Source organism: Duganella qianjiadongensis, assembly GCF_009857915.1.
Lineage (GTDB): Bacteria > Pseudomonadota > Gammaproteobacteria > Burkholderiales > Burkholderiaceae_D > Rugamonas > Rugamonas qianjiadongensis.
Map to the genome: position 1 here is coordinate 548,562 of NZ_WWCM01000001.1, position 16,822 is coordinate 565,383.

22 protein-coding genes are annotated in these 16,822 nt (G+C 62.8%); 10 read left to right on the plus strand and 12 right to left on the minus strand.

The window, feature by feature from the left end; genetic code table 11:
* Positions 1-33 precede the first annotated feature (33 nt).
* The 5 genes from GTP27_RS02490 to GTP27_RS02510 all read left to right on the plus strand — a co-directional run bounded on the left by GTP27_RS02490 (position 34) and on the right by GTP27_RS02510 (position 4,178).
* Complete coding sequence (locus tag GTP27_RS02490) at positions 34-1,476, plus strand: DEAD/DEAH box helicase (RefSeq protein WP_161037572.1); 1,443 nt, start codon at positions 34-36, stop codon at positions 1,474-1,476.
* A gap of 170 nt (positions 1,477-1,646) precedes the next feature.
* Positions 1,647-2,426 carry a 2-oxo-tetronate isomerase gene (otnI, locus tag GTP27_RS02495; protein WP_161037573.1) on the plus strand — a complete coding sequence of 260 codons (780 nt, stop codon included), beginning with the start codon at positions 1,647-1,649 and terminating at the stop codon, positions 2,424-2,426.
* 102 nt (positions 2,427-2,528) lie between these two features.
* Positions 2,529-3,329: a hypothetical protein gene (locus GTP27_RS02500; protein ID WP_161037574.1), complete on the plus strand. Its 801-nt coding sequence runs from the start codon at positions 2,529-2,531 to the stop codon at positions 3,327-3,329.
* Positions 3,326-3,742, plus strand: a complete 417-nt coding sequence (locus tag GTP27_RS02505; RefSeq protein ID WP_161037575.1) for a hypothetical protein — start codon at positions 3,326-3,328, stop codon at positions 3,740-3,742. Before GTP27_RS02500 ends, GTP27_RS02505 begins: the two co-directional genes overlap by 4 nt.
* Positions 3,743-3,791: 49 nt before the next feature.
* Positions 3,792-4,178, plus strand: a complete 387-nt coding sequence (locus GTP27_RS02510) for a TraR/DksA family transcriptional regulator (RefSeq protein WP_161037576.1) — start codon at positions 3,792-3,794, stop codon at positions 4,176-4,178.
* A gap of 33 nt (positions 4,179-4,211) precedes the next feature.
* Here GTP27_RS02510 and GTP27_RS02515 read toward each other — a convergent pair whose 3' ends face one another.
* The 3 genes from GTP27_RS02515 to GTP27_RS02525 all read right to left on the minus strand — a co-directional run bounded on the left by GTP27_RS02515 (position 4,212) and on the right by GTP27_RS02525 (position 6,285).
* Positions 4,212-4,568 carry a hypothetical protein gene (locus GTP27_RS02515; protein WP_161037577.1) on the minus strand — a complete coding sequence of 119 codons (357 nt, stop codon included), beginning with the start codon at positions 4,566-4,568 and terminating at the stop codon, positions 4,212-4,214.
* A gap of 159 nt (positions 4,569-4,727) precedes the next feature.
* Entirely contained in the window at positions 4,728-5,591 is an 864-nt protein-coding gene (locus GTP27_RS02520; RefSeq protein WP_161037578.1) for a M90 family metallopeptidase, read from the minus strand.
* 115 nt (positions 5,592-5,706) lie between these two features.
* The gene (locus GTP27_RS02525) at positions 5,707-6,285 is read right to left on the minus strand and encodes a winged helix-turn-helix domain-containing protein (RefSeq protein ID WP_229633356.1); all 579 of its coding nucleotides are present in this window, start codon (positions 6,283-6,285) and stop codon (positions 5,707-5,709) included.
* A 342-nt stretch (positions 6,286-6,627) separates the two neighbouring features.
* Between GTP27_RS02525 and GTP27_RS02530 the strand changes: the two genes are divergently transcribed.
* Together GTP27_RS02530 and GTP27_RS02535 are read left to right on the plus strand one after the other, a co-directional pair.
* Positions 6,628-7,671, plus strand: a complete 1,044-nt coding sequence (locus GTP27_RS02530) for an OmpA family protein (protein ID WP_371865881.1) — start codon at positions 6,628-6,630, stop codon at positions 7,669-7,671.
* Between the two features lie 26 nt (positions 7,672-7,697).
* Positions 7,698-8,561 carry a YihY/virulence factor BrkB family protein gene (locus tag GTP27_RS02535; RefSeq protein ID WP_161037580.1) on the plus strand — a complete coding sequence of 288 codons (864 nt, stop codon included), beginning with the start codon at positions 7,698-7,700 and terminating at the stop codon, positions 8,559-8,561.
* A 5-nt stretch (positions 8,562-8,566) separates the two neighbouring features.
* Here the strand turns inward: GTP27_RS02535 and GTP27_RS02540 are convergent, their stop codons facing one another.
* Both GTP27_RS02540 and GTP27_RS02545 read right to left on the minus strand, forming a co-directional pair.
* A complete protein-coding gene (locus GTP27_RS02540) occupies positions 8,567-8,860 on the minus strand; it encodes a hypothetical protein (RefSeq protein ID WP_161037581.1) in 294 nt (97 codons plus the stop codon).
* Positions 8,861-8,980: 120 nt separating this feature from the next.
* The gene (locus GTP27_RS02545) at positions 8,981-9,292 is read right to left on the minus strand and encodes a BON domain-containing protein (protein WP_161037582.1); all 312 of its coding nucleotides are present in this window, start codon (positions 9,290-9,292) and stop codon (positions 8,981-8,983) included.
* A gap of 212 nt (positions 9,293-9,504) precedes the next feature.
* On the opposite strand from GTP27_RS02545, the gene GTP27_RS02550 reads away from it, so the two are divergent.
* On the plus strand, positions 9,505-9,957 hold the full coding sequence (locus tag GTP27_RS02550; RefSeq protein WP_161037583.1) for an outer membrane lipoprotein: 453 nt from the start codon (positions 9,505-9,507) through the stop codon (positions 9,955-9,957).
* Positions 9,958-10,030: 73 nt separating this feature from the next.
* Here the strand turns inward: GTP27_RS02550 and GTP27_RS02555 are convergent, their stop codons facing one another.
* Genes GTP27_RS02555 through GTP27_RS02585 form a run of 7 tightly spaced genes read right to left on the minus strand, consistent with a single transcriptional unit; the run spans position 10,031 to position 14,268 of the window.
* Entirely contained in the window at positions 10,031-11,188 is a 1,158-nt protein-coding gene (locus GTP27_RS02555) for a patatin-like phospholipase family protein (RefSeq protein WP_229633328.1), read from the minus strand.
* A gap of 48 nt (positions 11,189-11,236) precedes the next feature.
* Complete coding sequence (locus GTP27_RS02560) at positions 11,237-11,605, minus strand: hypothetical protein (protein WP_161037584.1); 369 nt, start codon at positions 11,603-11,605, stop codon at positions 11,237-11,239.
* Between the two features lie 11 nt (positions 11,606-11,616).
* Entirely contained in the window at positions 11,617-11,997 is a 381-nt protein-coding gene (locus GTP27_RS02565) for a phage holin family protein (protein WP_161037585.1), read from the minus strand.
* A gap of 6 nt (positions 11,998-12,003) precedes the next feature.
* The gene (locus GTP27_RS02570) at positions 12,004-12,306 is read right to left on the minus strand and encodes an ElaB/YgaM/YqjD family protein (protein WP_155433514.1); all 303 of its coding nucleotides are present in this window, start codon (positions 12,304-12,306) and stop codon (positions 12,004-12,006) included.
* A gap of 46 nt (positions 12,307-12,352) precedes the next feature.
* Positions 12,353-12,889, minus strand: coding sequence for a ferritin-like domain-containing protein (locus tag GTP27_RS02575; RefSeq protein WP_161037586.1), 537 nt, complete (start codon positions 12,887-12,889; stop codon positions 12,353-12,355).
* Between the two features lie 27 nt (positions 12,890-12,916).
* On the minus strand, positions 12,917-13,858 hold the full coding sequence (locus tag GTP27_RS02580) for an OmpA family protein (RefSeq protein ID WP_161037587.1): 942 nt from the start codon (positions 13,856-13,858) through the stop codon (positions 12,917-12,919).
* Positions 13,859-13,869: 11 nt separating this feature from the next.
* Positions 13,870-14,268 (minus strand): DUF4398 domain-containing protein, encoded by a 399-nt coding sequence (locus GTP27_RS02585; RefSeq protein WP_161037588.1) that lies wholly within the window; start codon positions 14,266-14,268, stop codon positions 13,870-13,872.
* Between the two features lie 173 nt (positions 14,269-14,441).
* Between GTP27_RS02585 and GTP27_RS02590 the strand changes: the two genes are divergently transcribed.
* Together GTP27_RS02590 and GTP27_RS02595 are read left to right on the plus strand one after the other, a co-directional pair.
* Positions 14,442-16,469, plus strand: coding sequence for an AsmA family protein (locus tag GTP27_RS02590; protein ID WP_161037589.1), 2,028 nt, complete (start codon positions 14,442-14,444; stop codon positions 16,467-16,469).
* A gap of 159 nt (positions 16,470-16,628) precedes the next feature.
* Positions 16,629-16,814, plus strand: a complete 186-nt coding sequence (locus GTP27_RS02595) for a YMGG-like glycine zipper-containing protein (protein ID WP_503826529.1) — start codon at positions 16,629-16,631, stop codon at positions 16,812-16,814.
* Positions 16,815-16,822 lie beyond the last annotated feature (8 nt).

The window sequence follows — 16,822 nt, forward strand, 5'->3', positions numbered from 1 at the left end:
CTGGCGACAGGCCTCTCCTCACTTAGAGTTACCATGTCCTTTACTTCCCTCGGTTTGTCCGATGCCATCGTCCGCGCTGTTACCGAAGCGGGCTACACCGCGCCCACGCCCATCCAGCAGCAAGCCATTCCGGCCGTGCTCAATGGCGGCGACCTGCTGGCAGGCGCACAGACCGGCACCGGCAAGACCGCCGGCTTTACCCTGCCCGTGCTGCACCGCCTGTCCACCGACGCGCGCGGCCTGGCACTGACCAATTCCACCTCGCCGCGTCCTATCCGCGCCCTGATTCTGACCCCGACCCGCGAACTAGCGGCACAGGTGGAAGAGAGCGTGCGCGTGTACGGCAAATACACCAAGCTCAACTCCACCGTGATTTTCGGCGGCGTGGGCATCAACCCGCAGATCAAGCAGCTCAAGCATGGCGTCGATATTCTGGTGGCCACCCCGGGCCGCCTGCTCGATCACATGGATCAGGGCACCGTCAAGCTGGAACAGATCGAAATTCTGATCCTCGACGAAGCCGACCGCATGCTCGATATGGGCTTTATCCGCGATATCCGCAAAGTGCTGGCAGCGCTGCCGCCGAAGCGCCAGAACCTGCTGTTCTCAGCCACTTTCTCGGACGAGATCAAGGCCCTGGCCGATGGCCTGCTGGACAAGCCGGCCACCATCGAAGTGGCACGCCGCAACTCCACGGTGGAAATCATTGCGCAGAAAATCCACCCGGTGGACCGCGACAAGAAGCACCCTATGCTGTCCTACCTGATCAAGGCGCATAACTGGACCCAGGTGCTGGTATTCACCCGCACCAAGCACGGCGCCAACAAGCTGGTGGACCAGCTCGGTGCCGATGGCATCGGCGCCATGGCCATCCACGGCAACAAGAGCCAGTCGGCCCGTACCCGCGCCCTGTCCGAATTCAAGGATGGTACGCTGCAGGTACTGGTAGCGACCGACATCGCCGCCCGCGGCATCGACATCGACCAGCTGCCGCACGTGGTCAACTACGATCTGCCTAACGTGCCGGAAGACTATGTGCACCGTATCGGCCGTACTGGCCGTGCCGGCGCCACCGGCGAGGCCGTGTCGCTGGTCTGCGTGGACGAGCACGATATGCTGAAAGACATCGAGAAGCTCATCAAGCAGACCCTGCCACGCGAAGTGATCGCCGGTTTCGAACCGGATCCAACCGCGCGCGCCCAGCCCATCCAGCTGCGCAGCGGCGGTCCCGGCCACCGCAATGGACCTAACCGCAATGGCAACAAGCCGCGCAGCAATGGCAACGGCCAGCGCAGCGCAGGCGGCGGCAATGCAAGTGGCAATGGCGGCGGCAATCAGGCTGGCCGCAACGCCAGCGGCAATGCACCACGCGGCAATGGCGGTAACGGTCCACGCAGCAACGCCGCCGGCCCACGCGGCAATGGCAACGCTCCGCGCGCTGCCGCCCAGCACCGCTCTGGCGGGCGCGGCCGCTAACTGCCCGCTAGCGGGCGCACGGCGGCGCTGCCCGCCGCCCGCTGCGCCCGTATGCTCCCTTTCCCCGTCCCTATGGCCGCACTGGCGGGGCCGCTGTGGACGATCAGCAACTTTCAGGTCAGACAGATTTTGGGCTAGGATAGCGCTTCCACCTATCCGCCGGAATTGCCATGCCCAAGTTCGCCGCCAATCTCACCATGCTGTTCAATGAAGTCCCCTTCCTCGACCGCTTTGCACTGGCGCGCGAGGCCGGCTTCGATGGCGTGGAATTTCTGTTCCCCTATGCCTACGAGGCGCAGCAGCTAGCCGAACGCCTGCGCCGCCATCAGCTGCAGCTGGTGCTGTTCAACCTGCCCTGCGGCGACTGGAATGCGGGCGACCGCGGCATGGCCTGCGATCCGCGCCGGCTGGACGAATTCCGCAGCGGGGTCGATACGGCCCTCGAATATGCGCTGGAACTGGGCGTCAGCCAGTTGCACTGCATGGCCGGCAAACTGCCTGCCGGACTGGCGCTGGAACGGGCACGCGCCACCTACATCGATAACCTGCGCTACGCAGCGGATAAGCTGGCGCCGCATAACATCAGCCTGCTGATCGAACCGATCAACCACTACGACATGCCCGGCTATCTGCTCAATACCAGCGCGCAGGCAGCCGATATCATTGCCGCAGCAGGCTGCCCCAACCTGTTCCTGCAGTACGACATCTACCACATGCAGCGCATGGAAGGCGAACTGGCCAACACTATCCGCGCACGCCTGCCGCTGATCCGCCACATGCAGATCGCCGACACGCCGGGTCGGCATGAACCGGGCACGGGCGAAATCAACTACGCCTTCCTGTTCCGTCACATCGACCAGCTAGGCTACGATGGCTGGCTGGGCTGCGAATATCTGCCAGCCGGCGACACGCTGGCAGGACTAGGCTGGCGCACTGCTCTGGCAGAATGAAACGCGCGGGCAGGCGCTTGCACGCTTGACGCCACTTTGAGCTAGCGCAAGACGGCGTCTGCCGGGCCGCCCAAACTGGGTGTTTCCCATGCAGGAGAGCCCATGCGTCAGTATTCCTATACAGCATTGCTGTGCTGTGCAGCCAGCTGCATCGTGCTGCTGGGCGGATGTGCCAGCAGCACGCCGCAAACCGCTGCCGTGCGCGACTTTGCCGCACTGGCGCCCAAGCTGCAAAGCTATCACGAACTCACCGAACGCTACCGCTATACCTATCAGCGCGAACAGCCATTTCTCGATGCTGCCGCCGATGCGAGCGAACGCCAGCAGGACAGAGAACGCCAGCAGGCCTGCAATGATTTCGTCAAGCTGCAGAGCGGCGTACTGGCCTATATGCAGGCACTGGGCCGGCTGGCAGGCGACAAGCAGTATGATCTGGAAGATCAGGTCAAAGGCATGGCCGGCGGTATCCGCGCCTGGCCCGATAAAGGACTGGACGAGCGCCATGTGAACGCCTTTGCCGGTCTGACCCGCCTGCTGGCACGCAGCGTGACTGCCCCCGCGCAGCAAACGGCACTGCAGGACCTGTTGCGCGCTGCCGCGCCAGCCGTGCAGCAGCTGCTGGACGCCATGCAGAACCTGCTGCGTCTGTACCAGCGCAGCAGCGAGAACGAACAGGCCATCGTACTGGGCATGCTGGAAACCGAATTGCCCTATGCCGATCCGCAGCGCCAGCGCCTGCTGCGCGCACTGGCCGGCGTGCTACAACAGGAAAAACGCCAGGAATACCATCTGTTCGGCCTGCGTAGCACGCTGGCCCGCCAGCATCTGGCAACCATCGCCGAACGCCATCAGGCCCTGCTGGCACAGCTGCCTGCCGCGCCTGCACCACAGGAGCGACCATGAACAGCGCCACTGACATCGAAACACTCGCCGGCCAGCTCAGCGACTGCGCCAATGCCCTGCACCGCCGCATTCTGCAGGCCATGCGTCCGCCGGCCGCAGCGCAGGCACAGATACAGGCCCTGTTCGGCCGGGAAGTAGCCCTGCGCTCCTGCGCCAACGGCCTGTACCTCGATGCCGCCCGGCTGGCGGCCAGCGGGCTCGATCCGGCCCGTCAGCAGGTGCTAGCCGTGACGGCCCGGGCACAGCTAACGCTGGAGCGGATACAGCACATCAAGGATGTATTCGATTTCAGCGCCGAGCTGCTGGCACTGGGCGCGGCCATCGCCAGCGGTAAGCCGGAACACCTGCTCAGGCCGCTGGAAAACCTCAAGCACCAGCTAGCCGCACTGGGCCATGCGCCCCCTGAAGGCTGAACAAATCGGCGCAAGCCCGGTCTAAGAAAAGGCAACAGGGAGCAGCGCGATGAACGGACTGGAATCACAGCAATTACTGAACTTGCAGGAAAATCTGCGGCAGAACTATGCCAGCCTGCTGGCCCAGCTTGCCGATGAAACCCTGCATACCGCAGCCCTGCGCCGCCCCCTGCCGCACGAAACGCAGGCTTCGCCGGCCGACAATGCAAGTCAGCGCAACCTGGAAGCCCAGAACATGGAGGCAGCCGCCCACACGCTGCAGCAGTTGCAGAGTGTGCGCCATGCGCTGGCCAAGTTTGCCGAAGCCAGCTATGGGCTGTGTGAAAACTGCGGAGATCCTATCGGCTACTCGCGCCTGCAGGCGCGGCCCGATGCACGCTTGTGCATCGCCTGCCAGACCCGTGCCGAACAGCAGGGGCGCGGCCGACTGGCCTAGGCGGGACAGCAGGGTATCGGCCAGTTCAGCGCTTTAATCGCGCCATGGCTGGCTACGGATCTTGGCGACCTGCCGTTGCGCCAGCAACCGCCACAGCTGCAGAGCATCCGCCTGTTTCAGCGCCTGCATGGTACGCGGCGTAGCCAGCGCAATTTCGCAATCGCGGTCCGACCATTCGGCGAAGCGCACATCGCCGCCGCCGGACACTTCCACTTCATACATCAGCCCGTCATCATAGCCGAAACGCAGCACGGCACTGCCGGGGCCGCCATCGGGATTTGCCACCTTGCCGCTATACACGTCCGCCAGCGCTGCCGCCATCTGGGCTTCGGACGGTGCCCGCACATCGCGGCCATCGGGGCGCGTAAGCTCTAGCCATGCCTGTGTCATTGACGCATCTCCTATCAGAACGCGCGGTTGCAACGGCTGCTGATTGATAACCTGATGCGCCTATCATACCGAAAAAAGGGCGGCGTGCAGGTGGCGTCTCGCATAAGCAACAATCAGGCAACAACAGTGCCGAAACAGCATGATTGCCTGCCAAAGCGCTTACCAGTAGGCTGGCGCCGCGTAGCTGGAAGAGGCCATGGCTGGCGGTGCGCTCGTCCACTGGCGCGGATCGACGCGGTAGTACTTGCTCAGCTCGGCATACAGTGCAGCGTGATGTTCTGCCATCTGATGCGGTTTTTCGAAAAAGGTTTCCGTCGCCACGGCAAAAAATTCGGCGGGACTGCTGGCACCGTAGGGGTCGATTACCGTGTGCTGCCGGTACAGGGCATGCAGGCGCAGATCGTGGTAGTCGCGCGATAGCACTTCGGACCATACACGGTAGCTGGCCGGATTACCCAGATAGGGCGCGCCGTTGGCGCGGCCCGATTCGCTGTCGAGCTGATGGGCAAACTCATGCAGCACCACATTATGGCCGTCGCTCCAGTCGGACATGCCGCGCAGCACGGCATCCCATGCCAGCACTACCCGCCCGTCATCCCATGATTCGCCCAGCATGCTCTGATGGCCAGGCGTCACCACGCCAGCGGGGCCCACATGGGCACGCGGCGCGACAAATTCTGTGGGATACAGCAATATCGTGTGCAGCGCCGGATACACCTTGCTGGGGCGGTTCAGTAACAGCATGCAGGCTTGCGCAGCAATCAGCACGGCCATGTCGTCGCTCACTTCCAGCCCTTCGCAGCCGATGAATTTCTTCTCGTGCAGGAACTGCCTTATCAGCCGCTGCAACTGCTGCTGCAATTCCGCCGGCATACGCCGGTAGACTGGCAGATAGTGCGCCAGCGTCGCCTGCGCAGCGGCGGGCAAAGGCTGGGCCAGCACGCGGCGCAAGCGCCAGCGCGGGTAATACAGCGGCAACGCTATCAGCAGCGCCGTCAAAGCTATCCAGAGCAGTGCATCCATCCGTCGCGCATCCGTCAGAGTTCAAGTCCAGCCTACATGGGGCGTTGCAGCGGCTTTTCAATATGCAAACAGCCGGACATGCCGGCTGTTCATCATACCTGCTCCGGCCACAGGCTCACATGCCGTGCTCTTTCTGCTGCGCCGGTGCTGTACCGAACAGGGCCGCCACGAGCGGATCGCGCATGACAGGGCTGCGATTAACCCGGATCGCATAGTGGGTATCGTCGGCCAGAATGTGGAAGTGGCGGCCGGCACCGGCCATGGCCTGTTCGCGCAGACCGGGACGCTCCTTGCGCGCAGGCGCGCCTTCGCGTTTGGGCTGGACGATGGCGGCCAGAAATGCACGCACCCGTTCCGGATCGGGCGTCAGCTGGTACACGGCTTTGCCCAGATAGGTGGCCGTGCCCTCGACATAGCGCGCCAGTTCGATCACGCCGGCCTCGCGCAGGTCGCGTATGTATTTGCGTGCACCGGATGGCGAAAACTTGAGAAACCACGCAATCTCGTCGGCCAGCATTTCATGCAGTTGCAGTTCGCCTATCAGCTTCTGCATGTTTTCGATGCGGCGCATGGTGGCCGAGGTAGAGCGCACGCGCTCGATAGAGGCCATGCACAGGCCCGGCTTGCGGTCGATAGGTGGGGCCGGACGCTCTATCAGTCCGGAGGATTTATGAGGGGCGGCTGATACTGGCATGATGTCCGGCCCCGACTGGGTTGGTCGCTCTGCATACATGGATACACTCCTTATCTCTATTGCCCGATCTGCTCGCAGCGTACGCGCTACTCTGGCGTCAAGGATGACGGCAGGCAGCGTTTCGGTCTGTGCGGCAGCGAACATTGCTCACAGAAGCTGTGCTTACCTATGTGACCCGTGGCAATGCGGGAAGTTGCAGCGAATGTGGCGCGATTGAGATAGCTCAAGCTTTCGTGCGTCAGCGTACGGATGAGCCTCAACTATCGGCCTAATCTCCACTCCAATAACGGTTTCCGGCCATCGGTGCCGGCCTACTCCCCCATCAAGAAACGGAGCGACACTGTGAAATACACCCATCTAGCCCTGCCCATCGCCACCGCACTGTGCCTACCCTGTCTGGCACAGGCGCAGGATCCCGTGATCAACCCATCGTGGTATCTTCAGCCCAGCCTCAACGCGCTCAAGCCCGATAGCGATTTCGGCACCAGCCAGCGCGGTTACGGGCTAGGCTTGCGTATCGGCAAACCCGTCAGCGAGGCATGGGATGTACAACTGGGCACCAGCTATGCGCGCTCGCGCGATAACGGACGGCGCTACCAGCAGAACACGCTCGGCATTGATGGGCTGTATCTGTTTTCGCGCCAGTCTTTCCGTCCCTTCCTGCTGATCGGTGCGGGGGCGGAGCGGGACAAGAGCAATCTGCCGCTACTGGCAGAACGCAGCAAGACGTCGCCCTATCTGAGCGCCGGCTTCGGCTTTCAGGCCGATCTGAGCGATCAGGTCAGCGTGCAGGCCGACCTGCGCAATGTGCATGGCTTTTTGCGCGGTGATGCCTTCCCCAGCAGCAAGAGCAATAATTACTACGCCACCGTCGGTCTGAATATCGCCTTCAACGCGCCGCCCAGGCCAGCGCCGGTAGCGCCGCCACCGCCACCTCCTCCCGTCGCGGCCGAACCACCGCCGCCGCCACCAGCGCCCGTTCCGACACCGCCACCACCGGCGCGCTTCGAAAAAATCACCATGTCGGCCACCGAACTGTTTGCTTTTGATAGCGCACAATTGCAGGATGGCCAGCCCAAACTGGACGAGATCGCCAATCTGCTGACGTCCCATCCTTCCATCGAACAGGTGGTGATTACGGGCCACACGGACCGGCTGGGCAACGCAGGCTACAACCAGAAGCTATCGGAACGGCGCGCTCAGGCCGTAAAGGACTATCTGGTCGGCAAAGGCGTCGCTGACCAGCGCCTGCGGGCCGTGGGCAAAGGCGCAGCCGACCCCGTCGCCCAGTGCAAGCAGAAGCAGCGCAGTGCACTGATCGCCTGCCTCGCACCTAACCGCCGCGTGGAAGTCGAGCAGATCACGGTCGAACGCCGCGTTCAATAAACGCGCCGGCGACAGCGGAGGCTGGTATGCAGAACTCACTTTACCGGCTGCTGCATGCCACTTGCAACGACTGGCTGACGCACCGCGCTGCCAGCAAGGGCGCGGCGCTGGCTTTCTACACGCTGTTCTCGCTGGCCCCCGTACTGCTGCTGGTGCTGGCCATAGCCGGCAGCCTGTATGGCGAAGCGGCGGCGCGCGGTCAGCTGTTCGGTGAACTGCGCAGCCTGCTCGGCAAGGATGGCGCGCAGGCCATAGAACTATTGCTGGCCGGTGCGCGTAACCCTGCAGCCGGACGCTGGGCGACAGCGCTGGCAGCGGCCATCCTGCTGGTCGGCGCGACGACTGTCTTTGCGGAACTGAAAGCTAGCCTCGACGAAATCTGGCACATCACGCCGGTACGCGATAACGCACTGCTGGCCATGTTGCGTACCCGCCTGCTGTCATTCGGCATGATACTGGTGCTGGCGTTTCTGCTGCTGGTATCGCTGGCGCTAAGCGCTGCCCTGAGCGTGCTAGACCAGCTAGGCGCCGCCGATAACCGCTATCTGGCGGCGGTGCTGGGACTGTTCAATTCACTGTTCGCCTATCTCGTCATCAGCGCATTGTTCGCTGCAATCTTCAAGTGGCTGCCCCAGGTGCGGCTGGCCTGGCGTGACGTGCTGACCGGTGCGCTCGGCACGGCGGCACTATTCACACTGGGCAAGCATCTGATCGGGGTGTATATCGGTCACAGTGCACTGGCCGACAGCTATGGCGCTGCCAGCGCCATGGTGGCACTGCTGCTGTGGGTGTACTACTCGGCACAGATATTCTTTCTCGGTGCCGAGTTCACGCGCCAGTATGCCTTGCAGTACGGCAGCTTGCGTCAGGTCCGAGGCTATGCAGCTTAGACGCACTATTGCTGGCGGCAGCGCCAGTAGTGGCCAGCCGATGCAACGGGCAGATCGGCCACGGGCACGCTGCTGGCCAGCGCCAGCTGGTCCGCTTCACGCAGGCGCGCATCGGGCGCTAGCACACGCGCAATCACGGCAGGGCTGACGCCTATCGTGCGCAGAAATTCCACGGCATGGGCCGTGCCCAGATCCCGCTGCATCGTGAGTGCCTGACGCACGATATGCTCGAGCGACTGCCAGCCCGCAGCTTCTGCTCCGTCCTGCCACGGCTGGCGTCTTTCGTGTTCGGGTTCCATGGCATCCCCCTGTTGCAATAGCCGGCCAGCCCCATGCTGACGCGAGCCCATGCTCCCATCTTAGCCAAGTTTCGGCACTAGACAAGTCATGACGCAACAGGACGATGCCGGGGTGGCCGCTTACTTCACGTGGATATCATTCTTGACGGCTTTTACCCCTTTCACACTGCGGGCAATTTCGGCCGCCTTGGCCATATCGTCAGGCTGAGCCACAAAGCCGCTCAGCTGCACGGTGCCCTTGAAGGTCTCGACATTGATCTCGGTGGACTTCAGGCTAGGCTCATTGAAGATGCCCGCTTTTACCTTGGTGGTGATGACGGAATCGTCGACATATTCACCTGTGCCCTCGCGCGTGGGCGTGGGCGCACAACCGGCCGCAGACAGCAGGGTTACGGTGAATAAAGCAGTCGCAATATGTCGGGTCAGTTTCATGGCATTCTCCTTGTGATGTTGTGATGTCGGATCAGTTGTCACTTGCTATCCGGCGATCTGTGCGATCACCGTTGTCTGACGTTTTACGCTCTATCCCGACTGTACTCCGTACGCTAGCGTACGAAAGCGGCGTTTCCCTCATGGGTGCAGCAGCGCACAGACCTTGCTCAGCGCTCGGCTTACCCTGTGGACATTATTTAAGGAGGAATACCATGCGCACCATGACTACGACTATCAGCGTCCTGCTCGCCTCTGCCGCCCTGCTGGGCGGCTGCGCCAGCAACCGTCCGCCCGCCCAGCAAGGCTATTACAGCAACCCTGCAGAGTCGGCCAGTTTTGGCACCATCGATGCCATCAAGATGGTTGCCGTGAACGATAGCAACAGCGGTACCGGTGCCGTGGCGGGTGGCGTAGTCGGTGCTTTGCTGGGCAATCAGGTGGGTTCCGGTAGCGGACGCACCGCCGCCACGGTCGCCGGCGCGGTAGGCGGCGCCCTGGTCGGCAACAATATCGAAAGCCAGCGCAAGGCCCAGTCGCGCCAGCAATACCAGATCAGCGTGCGCATGGACAATGGCGACTACCGCATCATCAATCAGGATGTGCTCGACGATCTGCGCGTGGGCAACCGCGTGCGCCTGATCGATGGGCGCGTGTATCGCTATTGAGTAGTGCGGCTAGCGCAGCGCTGATACCCGTATTGCAGCGCCGGACTGACGAGGTCTGGCCGATAGCCGCGCTTCATGCAGCGCGGCTATCGGCGCCGTGCGGAAGAGGTGGCAGTTCATGCACCACCAGCGGGGTATCCTCGCTCACCTGGCTGAGCCAGCCCGCTACCTCGATGGCGCGCAAGGCATCCTGATAACCCTGCTGCCAGCGCCATTCGATCGAACCCTGGGAAAAATTGATATCCTTGGCCGCCATATTCCAGTCGCGGCCTGCATACGGCAGGCGCACCACGTGCAGCGTGGAACCGCAGCCCAGCTCGGCCAGATCGCGTGCCCCCTGCTCGCTCTTTGCGTGTTCGGGCAAGGCCAGATACAGATCGCGGATTTTTTGCTGCATGCGGTGGCGCTTGACGTAATCATCGAGATGGCGCTGGGAACGCGAGGCAAAAGTCACATCCTTCTGCCGCGTCTGCACTTCGTCCAGCGTGCTTGGTTCGCGCCCGTCGGCACTCCACAGGTCCACCATGAAGCATAAGGTATCGATATGCTCGTTATCGTCGAGCACAGTTTCCAGCGGCGTATTCGAATACAGCCCGCCATCCCAGTACAGATCGCCGTCGATGCGCACCGGCGGGAAGCCCGGTGGCAAGGCGCCGCTGGCACGGATATGGTCGGCGCTGATGGTCTGCTGGCGATTGTCGAAACTGCGCAGCGTGCCGCAGGTGACCTTGAGCGCATTCACAGTCAGGCGCATGCCGCCCGGCTGGTTCAGGTATTCCCAGTCGATCAGCCGGTTCAGCGTAGTTTCCAGCTCGCTGGTATCGTAGAAACTGGCCTGCTCCGGCGCCACCGCTATGCCGAGCGGAAATGCGCTGGGCCAGCGCGGCCGGAAGAAGCCGGGTACGCCGCGCAGCAAGGTGTCCCAGGTTTGCAGCAGAACATTCGAGCGCCGCTGCATATCCGGCACGCGGCGCATATCGTAGCTGTCGCGATGGGCGATGCCCTGCCAGAAGGCGCGCAGATGCTCCAGCCGCGTTTCATGGGGATTGCCGGCCAAAATAGCCGCATTGATGGCACCGATCGAGGTGCCCACTATCCACTCCGGTGCCAGACCATGTTCGTGCATGGCCTGAAATACGCCTGCCTGATAGGCGCCCAGCGCACCGCCGCCCTGCAGCACCAGCACCACGCGCATGCGCGCCGGATTCAGATTCTGTCCCAGCTTGCTCATCCATCTACTCCCAAGTAAAAAACGCCGCAAGGTGCGGCGTTCAGGGCATCATTCCTGCTCGGTTTCTACAGTTCGGCGGCGCCGCAGCCACGCCGCGCCCAGGCCCGCCGCAGCCACCAGCACCAGCATAGGCTTGAACATACGCTTGCGCATCAGAAAGGAACCGACTGTCACGGCATACGGCATCAGCCATTTTACGTCCATGCCCTGCAGGCCACCGGGCTGCAGCAAACCACCGAGCCGCGACTGGGCCAGCCCCACGGCATGTTCCACCACGCCCTGCACCAGTGCATCGGGCTGCAGCGCATTACCGACCAGAGCCTTGGCATGCACTACCTTGATCCGGTATAGCTCGCCTTCGCGTATCAGCCGCTGTTTATCCGCTTCGAGGGCGGCGCGTTCAGCTTCTTTACTCATCGTCGCCCTCCTTACAGCAGCATGTCACGGTCGGCCTTGAGCTCGGCCATCGTGGCAGGCATGGACAGCTTGCCGCTACGGATCAGCCGCCGTGCATAGACCATCAGGCCCAGCGCCAGCGCTACAAACACGGCTGTCATCAGCGGCAGTATCAGCCAGCCCATGGCATTCCACGCCAGATAGACGATGGTCACAGTGGCATAGGCCAGCGCGAAACAGCCCGCCACCACAGCCAGTGCAAACGCCAGCACCAGCTGCAGCAGGTGATTGCGCACCTCGGATAATTCCAGCGCGGCCAGTTCCAGCCGCGTCAGAATCAGCCCTATGCTATTGCGGGCGATATTGCCCAGCGATGCAATCAGACCGGGCGGGCGTTGCGGAGTATCCGTCACGATGGCTTACTTGCGGCCAATGATCACACCGATCAGCAGGCCTATGCCGGCTGCCGCAGCGATCGAACGCCATGGGTTTTCCTTGACGTATTCATCCGCCTGTTTCGCCACTTCCTTGCTGGCAGCAATAGCGCTCTGCTGGGCTTCCTGTGCTTTGGCCAGTGCGGTATCGAGCGCACGCATGCCGCGGCCGCGCAGTTCTTCGGCTTTTTCGCCAGTCAGCGCCGTGGCGGCCGTGAACAATGCCTGCGCATCTTTCACCAGCGTTTTCACATCGTTGTTCACGGTACTGAAGTTTTGTTCCAGCATGATTAAGCTCCTGTTCTGGTGGGATAAGTCTTAACTGTACAACATTTTATTCGAGCAGATCGCGCATATCATCAGCATGTTCCTCCTCCACGGCCATGATACGAATCAACAAATGCCGTGTCGTCGGATCGCTATCGCCTATCTGCGCCACCATCTGCCGGTAGGATTCTATCGCTACCCGCTCGGCAACCAGATTGGCGCGCACCATCGCTTGCACGTCTACACAGACATCATACTCGGCATGGCTACGGGCGAGCAATGTTGCTGGATTGAAATCAGGCTCGCCATTGAGCTGGACAATGCGCTCGGCCAGCCAGTCGGCATGCTCCTGCTCCTGCAGCGCATGTTCGAGAAACTCGGCCTTGATGGACGCATGCTCGCGCCCCGTCACCGTATAGTAATGGCGCTTGTAGCGCAGTATGCAGACCAGCTCCGTGGCCAGTGCATCGTTGAGCATGGCCAGTACAGCCTGCCGGTCGCCCTGATAGCCGGCCGTGACGGGACCATCCTTGAGATTGCGCGCCGCAGCGCGAATGGCAGCAACGTCGATACCGCCCGCATGAGATAGCGAATGTTCGGACATGATGTTCTCCTTGCTTATTGCTGGCTGTTAGCGCCGGCTGGCGATGGGTGCGCCGTTCTGCGACAGCACGATTTCAACGCGGCGATTCAGCTGGCGGCTGGCTGCATCGGCATTGCTGGCCACCGGATAGGCCTCGCCATAGCCGCGCGTCGTGATTTTGTCCTGGCCCACGCCCAGTGCTATCAGCGCACTGCGCACGGCTTCGGCACGGCGCTGGGACAGTTGCAGATTGTGGTCGGCCGAACCCGTGCTATCGGTAAAGCCTTCGATCAGCACCACACTCTGGGGTGATTGCATCAGCACATCGGCCAGTTTCTGTGCCGTACGCATACCGTCCGTACTCAGTTCGGCCCGGTCCACCTGAAACAGCACATCGCTGAGCGTGATGACGATGCCCCTGTCGGTCTGCTTTGCCTGCAGGTCGGTGAGCTGCTGCTGGAGCGCTGCGTTGCGCGCCTGCGCCTCGCGCGCGCTGCTGGCTGCCACATCGGCCTGCGCTTGGGCACGCTGGGCCGCGCTGCGGGCCTGATCGGCTTCCGCCGTGCGCTGCTGCAGGCGCAGCTGGTCACGTTCGCGTCCCGCCTGGGCCACGCTGGCTTCGGCATGTTTCTGACGCGCCACTTCCTGCGCCGTAGCGATCTTCTGCCGAGCCAGATAGGCCAGCTTATCGATCTGCTCGCTGCTGTCGCGCCGTCCGGCCGCGTCATTAGCGCGGTCCAGTGCGGCGCCGGCATCCTTGAATTCCGCCGCAGCGTAGCTTGCCACCAAGGGATCGTTCAGCGCTGCCTGATAGTCATTGCGGGTCTGCTCCAGCAGACTGGTACTGATGGGCGTGGTGCTGCAGGCAGCCAGCCAGAATACCAGCAGCAAGGCCAGCAGAAATGCCAGCAGCTGGGCTGGCAGGCGTTCTGGCGGCTGTACTGAAAGCAAGGCCGTAGCGGGCGTGCAGGATGTTTTCTTGATGTACATGATAGTCCCTCCTAGCGGGTGACAGATGAGGTATTCCGTGACAGCTCGTCGCGCAGCGCCTGTATGCTGCGCTGAACTTCCTCCGCTGCCAGCGTCGCCTTGGCCGAATTGGCTTTGCTCTGAGCCAGCCGGGCATCGGCCTCGGCCTGATTGGCCCAGTCGGCCGCAGCCTGATAGTCGCGCGAGGCCAGCGCCTGATTGGCCCGCATCAGCTTGTCCCGCGCAGACTGCATTTCAGCGGGCGCCACTTCCGCCGCACCGGCACTGGCGGCGGCATCGACCGCCGCACGCGACACCGCCACATCGGCCGTCGCGGGCGTTTTCTCGCTCGCACAGCCAGCCAGTCCCGCCAGTGCCATCGCCCATGCCAGTGCCAGACGGCGGGGCCTATTGTTTTCGGATCGCTTCATCTCTCTCTCCTTGAAAAGCCTGTCGATAGCTAGACGTTATAGGCCTGTGGCGCAACAGTTTCAGTTCGCTGACGCACGCAAGCCTCGCCTGCTACGGTCCGTGCGACAGCACACTGCGATCGCGCCAGCAACGGTGTAAGCTAGCGCCACTGACCTGAGCGAGGAATGCCACCATGCCGCTACGCCGCCGTACCGTCTTCCTGCTGGCAGTGCCGGGCATACTGGCCGCACTGCTGGCCGGCATCGTCCTGCTGCTGACTCACGCCGACTGGAACCGCGCCCGTCCATGGCTGAATGACAAGATCAGCGTAGCCCTGCAGCGTCCGTTTGCGATACGGGGCGATCTAACGCTGCACTGGTCGTGGTCCGCCAGCCGCGCGGGACAGCAGGGCTGGCGCGCCTACCTGCCGATGCCGCGCCTACTGGCGCGCGACCTGCATCTGGCCCATCCCGCCCTCATGACGGAACAGGGCGAACTGGCGCACATCGACAGCGCCCTGATCGAAATCGAATTGCTGCCGCTGCTAGAGAACCGCCTATCCATCCCCCTGCTACGGCTGGAGCAGCCGAAAATCCTGCTCATGCGCCGCGCGGACGGACGTAGCAACTGGGAATGGACGCCGCCGCGCCAGCCGGGCACATGGAAACTGGAACTGCACACGCTGGAACTCGCTAACGGCCAGGTGCAGCTGCGCGACGCCGTGCAGCAACTGGAACTAGCCGCCAGCATGCAGACGCTCAAGGGCGATCCACTGTACGGCGTAGCATGGCAGCTGCAGGGTCACTGGAAGCAGCAGCCCGTACAGGGACAGGGCAAGGCCGGCGCCGTGCTGGGCCTGCAGGAACAGACCCGGCCCTATCCGCTGGAAGCACTGCTCGATGTCGGCGGCAGCCGCATCGTCATCAACGGCACGCTGACCCGGCCTGCCCGTCTTACCAGCCTCGATCTGCAGCTCAGCCTGTCCGGCGCCAGCATGGCAAGGCTGTATGGCCTGACCGGCGTGCTGCTGCCGGAAACGCCTGCCTTCAGCACGACCGGTCACCTGCATGGCGAGCTGGGCGAGCAGTCCAGCCGCTGGCAATACCAGAACTTCATGGGGCGGGTAGGCCAGTCCGATATCGGCGGCAATCTCGAATACCGCTATGGCCGGGCACTCAAGCGCCCCCAGCTATCGGGCGCCGTGCAGGCGCAGCTATTGCGTCTGAGCGATCTGGGGCCGCTGATAGGGGCCGATTCCAACCGCAGCAAACAGGCACGCGGCATGCCAGCCGTGCAGCCAGAGAACAAGGTGCTGCCGGTGGAAGCCTTCCGCAAGACACGCTGGACGGCACTGGATGCCGACGTCCGTTTCAGCGCGGCGCGCATTACGCGGGAGCAGGAATTGCCCATCACACAGGTCGATAGCCGCATCCTGCTGCGCGACGGGATCCTCAGCCTTGAACCGCTGCAATTCCAGATCGCGGGCGGCAGCTTCGATGCCAGCGTCAAACTCGATGGCAGTGGCCACCAGTTGCCGGACGCCATAGCCGCCAGCCTCAAGGCTCGCGCGCGCCACCTGCATCTGAAGCAGCTCTTCCCCCGTATCGAAGCCATGCAGGCCACGGTAGGCGAAATCAATGCCGAGATCGCCTTGAACGCACAGGGCAATTCCGTCGCGGAATTGCTGGGCGCCTCGAATGGCGAGCTGCGTGGCGTGGTCAGCAAAGGCAGCATCAGCAAGCTGCTGCTGGAAGAAATGGGACTGAATCTGGGCAGCGTGGTGCTGACCCGGCTGGTGGGCGACAAGCAGGTGCAACTGAATTGCCTGATCAGCGACTTCAGCGTTACCAACGGTCTGATGCAGACGCGCCTATTCGCTGCCGACACCACCGACGCGCGCATCGATGTCAGCGGACAGGTCAGCCTGCGCAAGGAGCAGCTGGACCTGACCCTGCGTCCCCAGGCCAAGGGTGTGCGCATCATTTCCCTGCGTGCCCCCATCTATCTGCGTGGCAGCTTTAAACAGCCGGACATCAGCATCGACAAGCAAGTGCTGGCCCTGCGTGCGGGCGGCGCGCTCGCGCTGGCGGCCGTTGCACCCATCACCGCCATCCTGCCGCTGATGACGGCAGGTAGTAGCGACGATGCCGGCTGTGTTGCCCTGCTGGCCAAGGCAGGGCAACACAGCACGCCCCCTGATCCGGCGCGCAAGGTGCGCTAGCGAACAGAGCTAAGTCGATACTCGGACTAATCTGGCAGCAAGCTGGTGGGCGGACTACGCCGCATTCTGGCGCTCCCACCATACTTTGCCCATAGGGCTGACCAGATCAAGGAGAACAAGATGCAACACTACACCCGCATACTGGGCCTGAGCGCCCTGATGGCTGCCTGCATGACGCTGGGCGCCTGCAGCAATATGTCGGCACGCGACCAGAACACGGCGATAGGCGCCGGTCTGGGCGCCGTGGCTGGCTCCGTGCTGACGGGCGGCAGTGCGGCCGGTACGGTAGGGGGTGCCGCTGTGGGCGGCGTCATCGGCAATCAGGTCAACAAGCCACCGCGCTAATTTTCCCG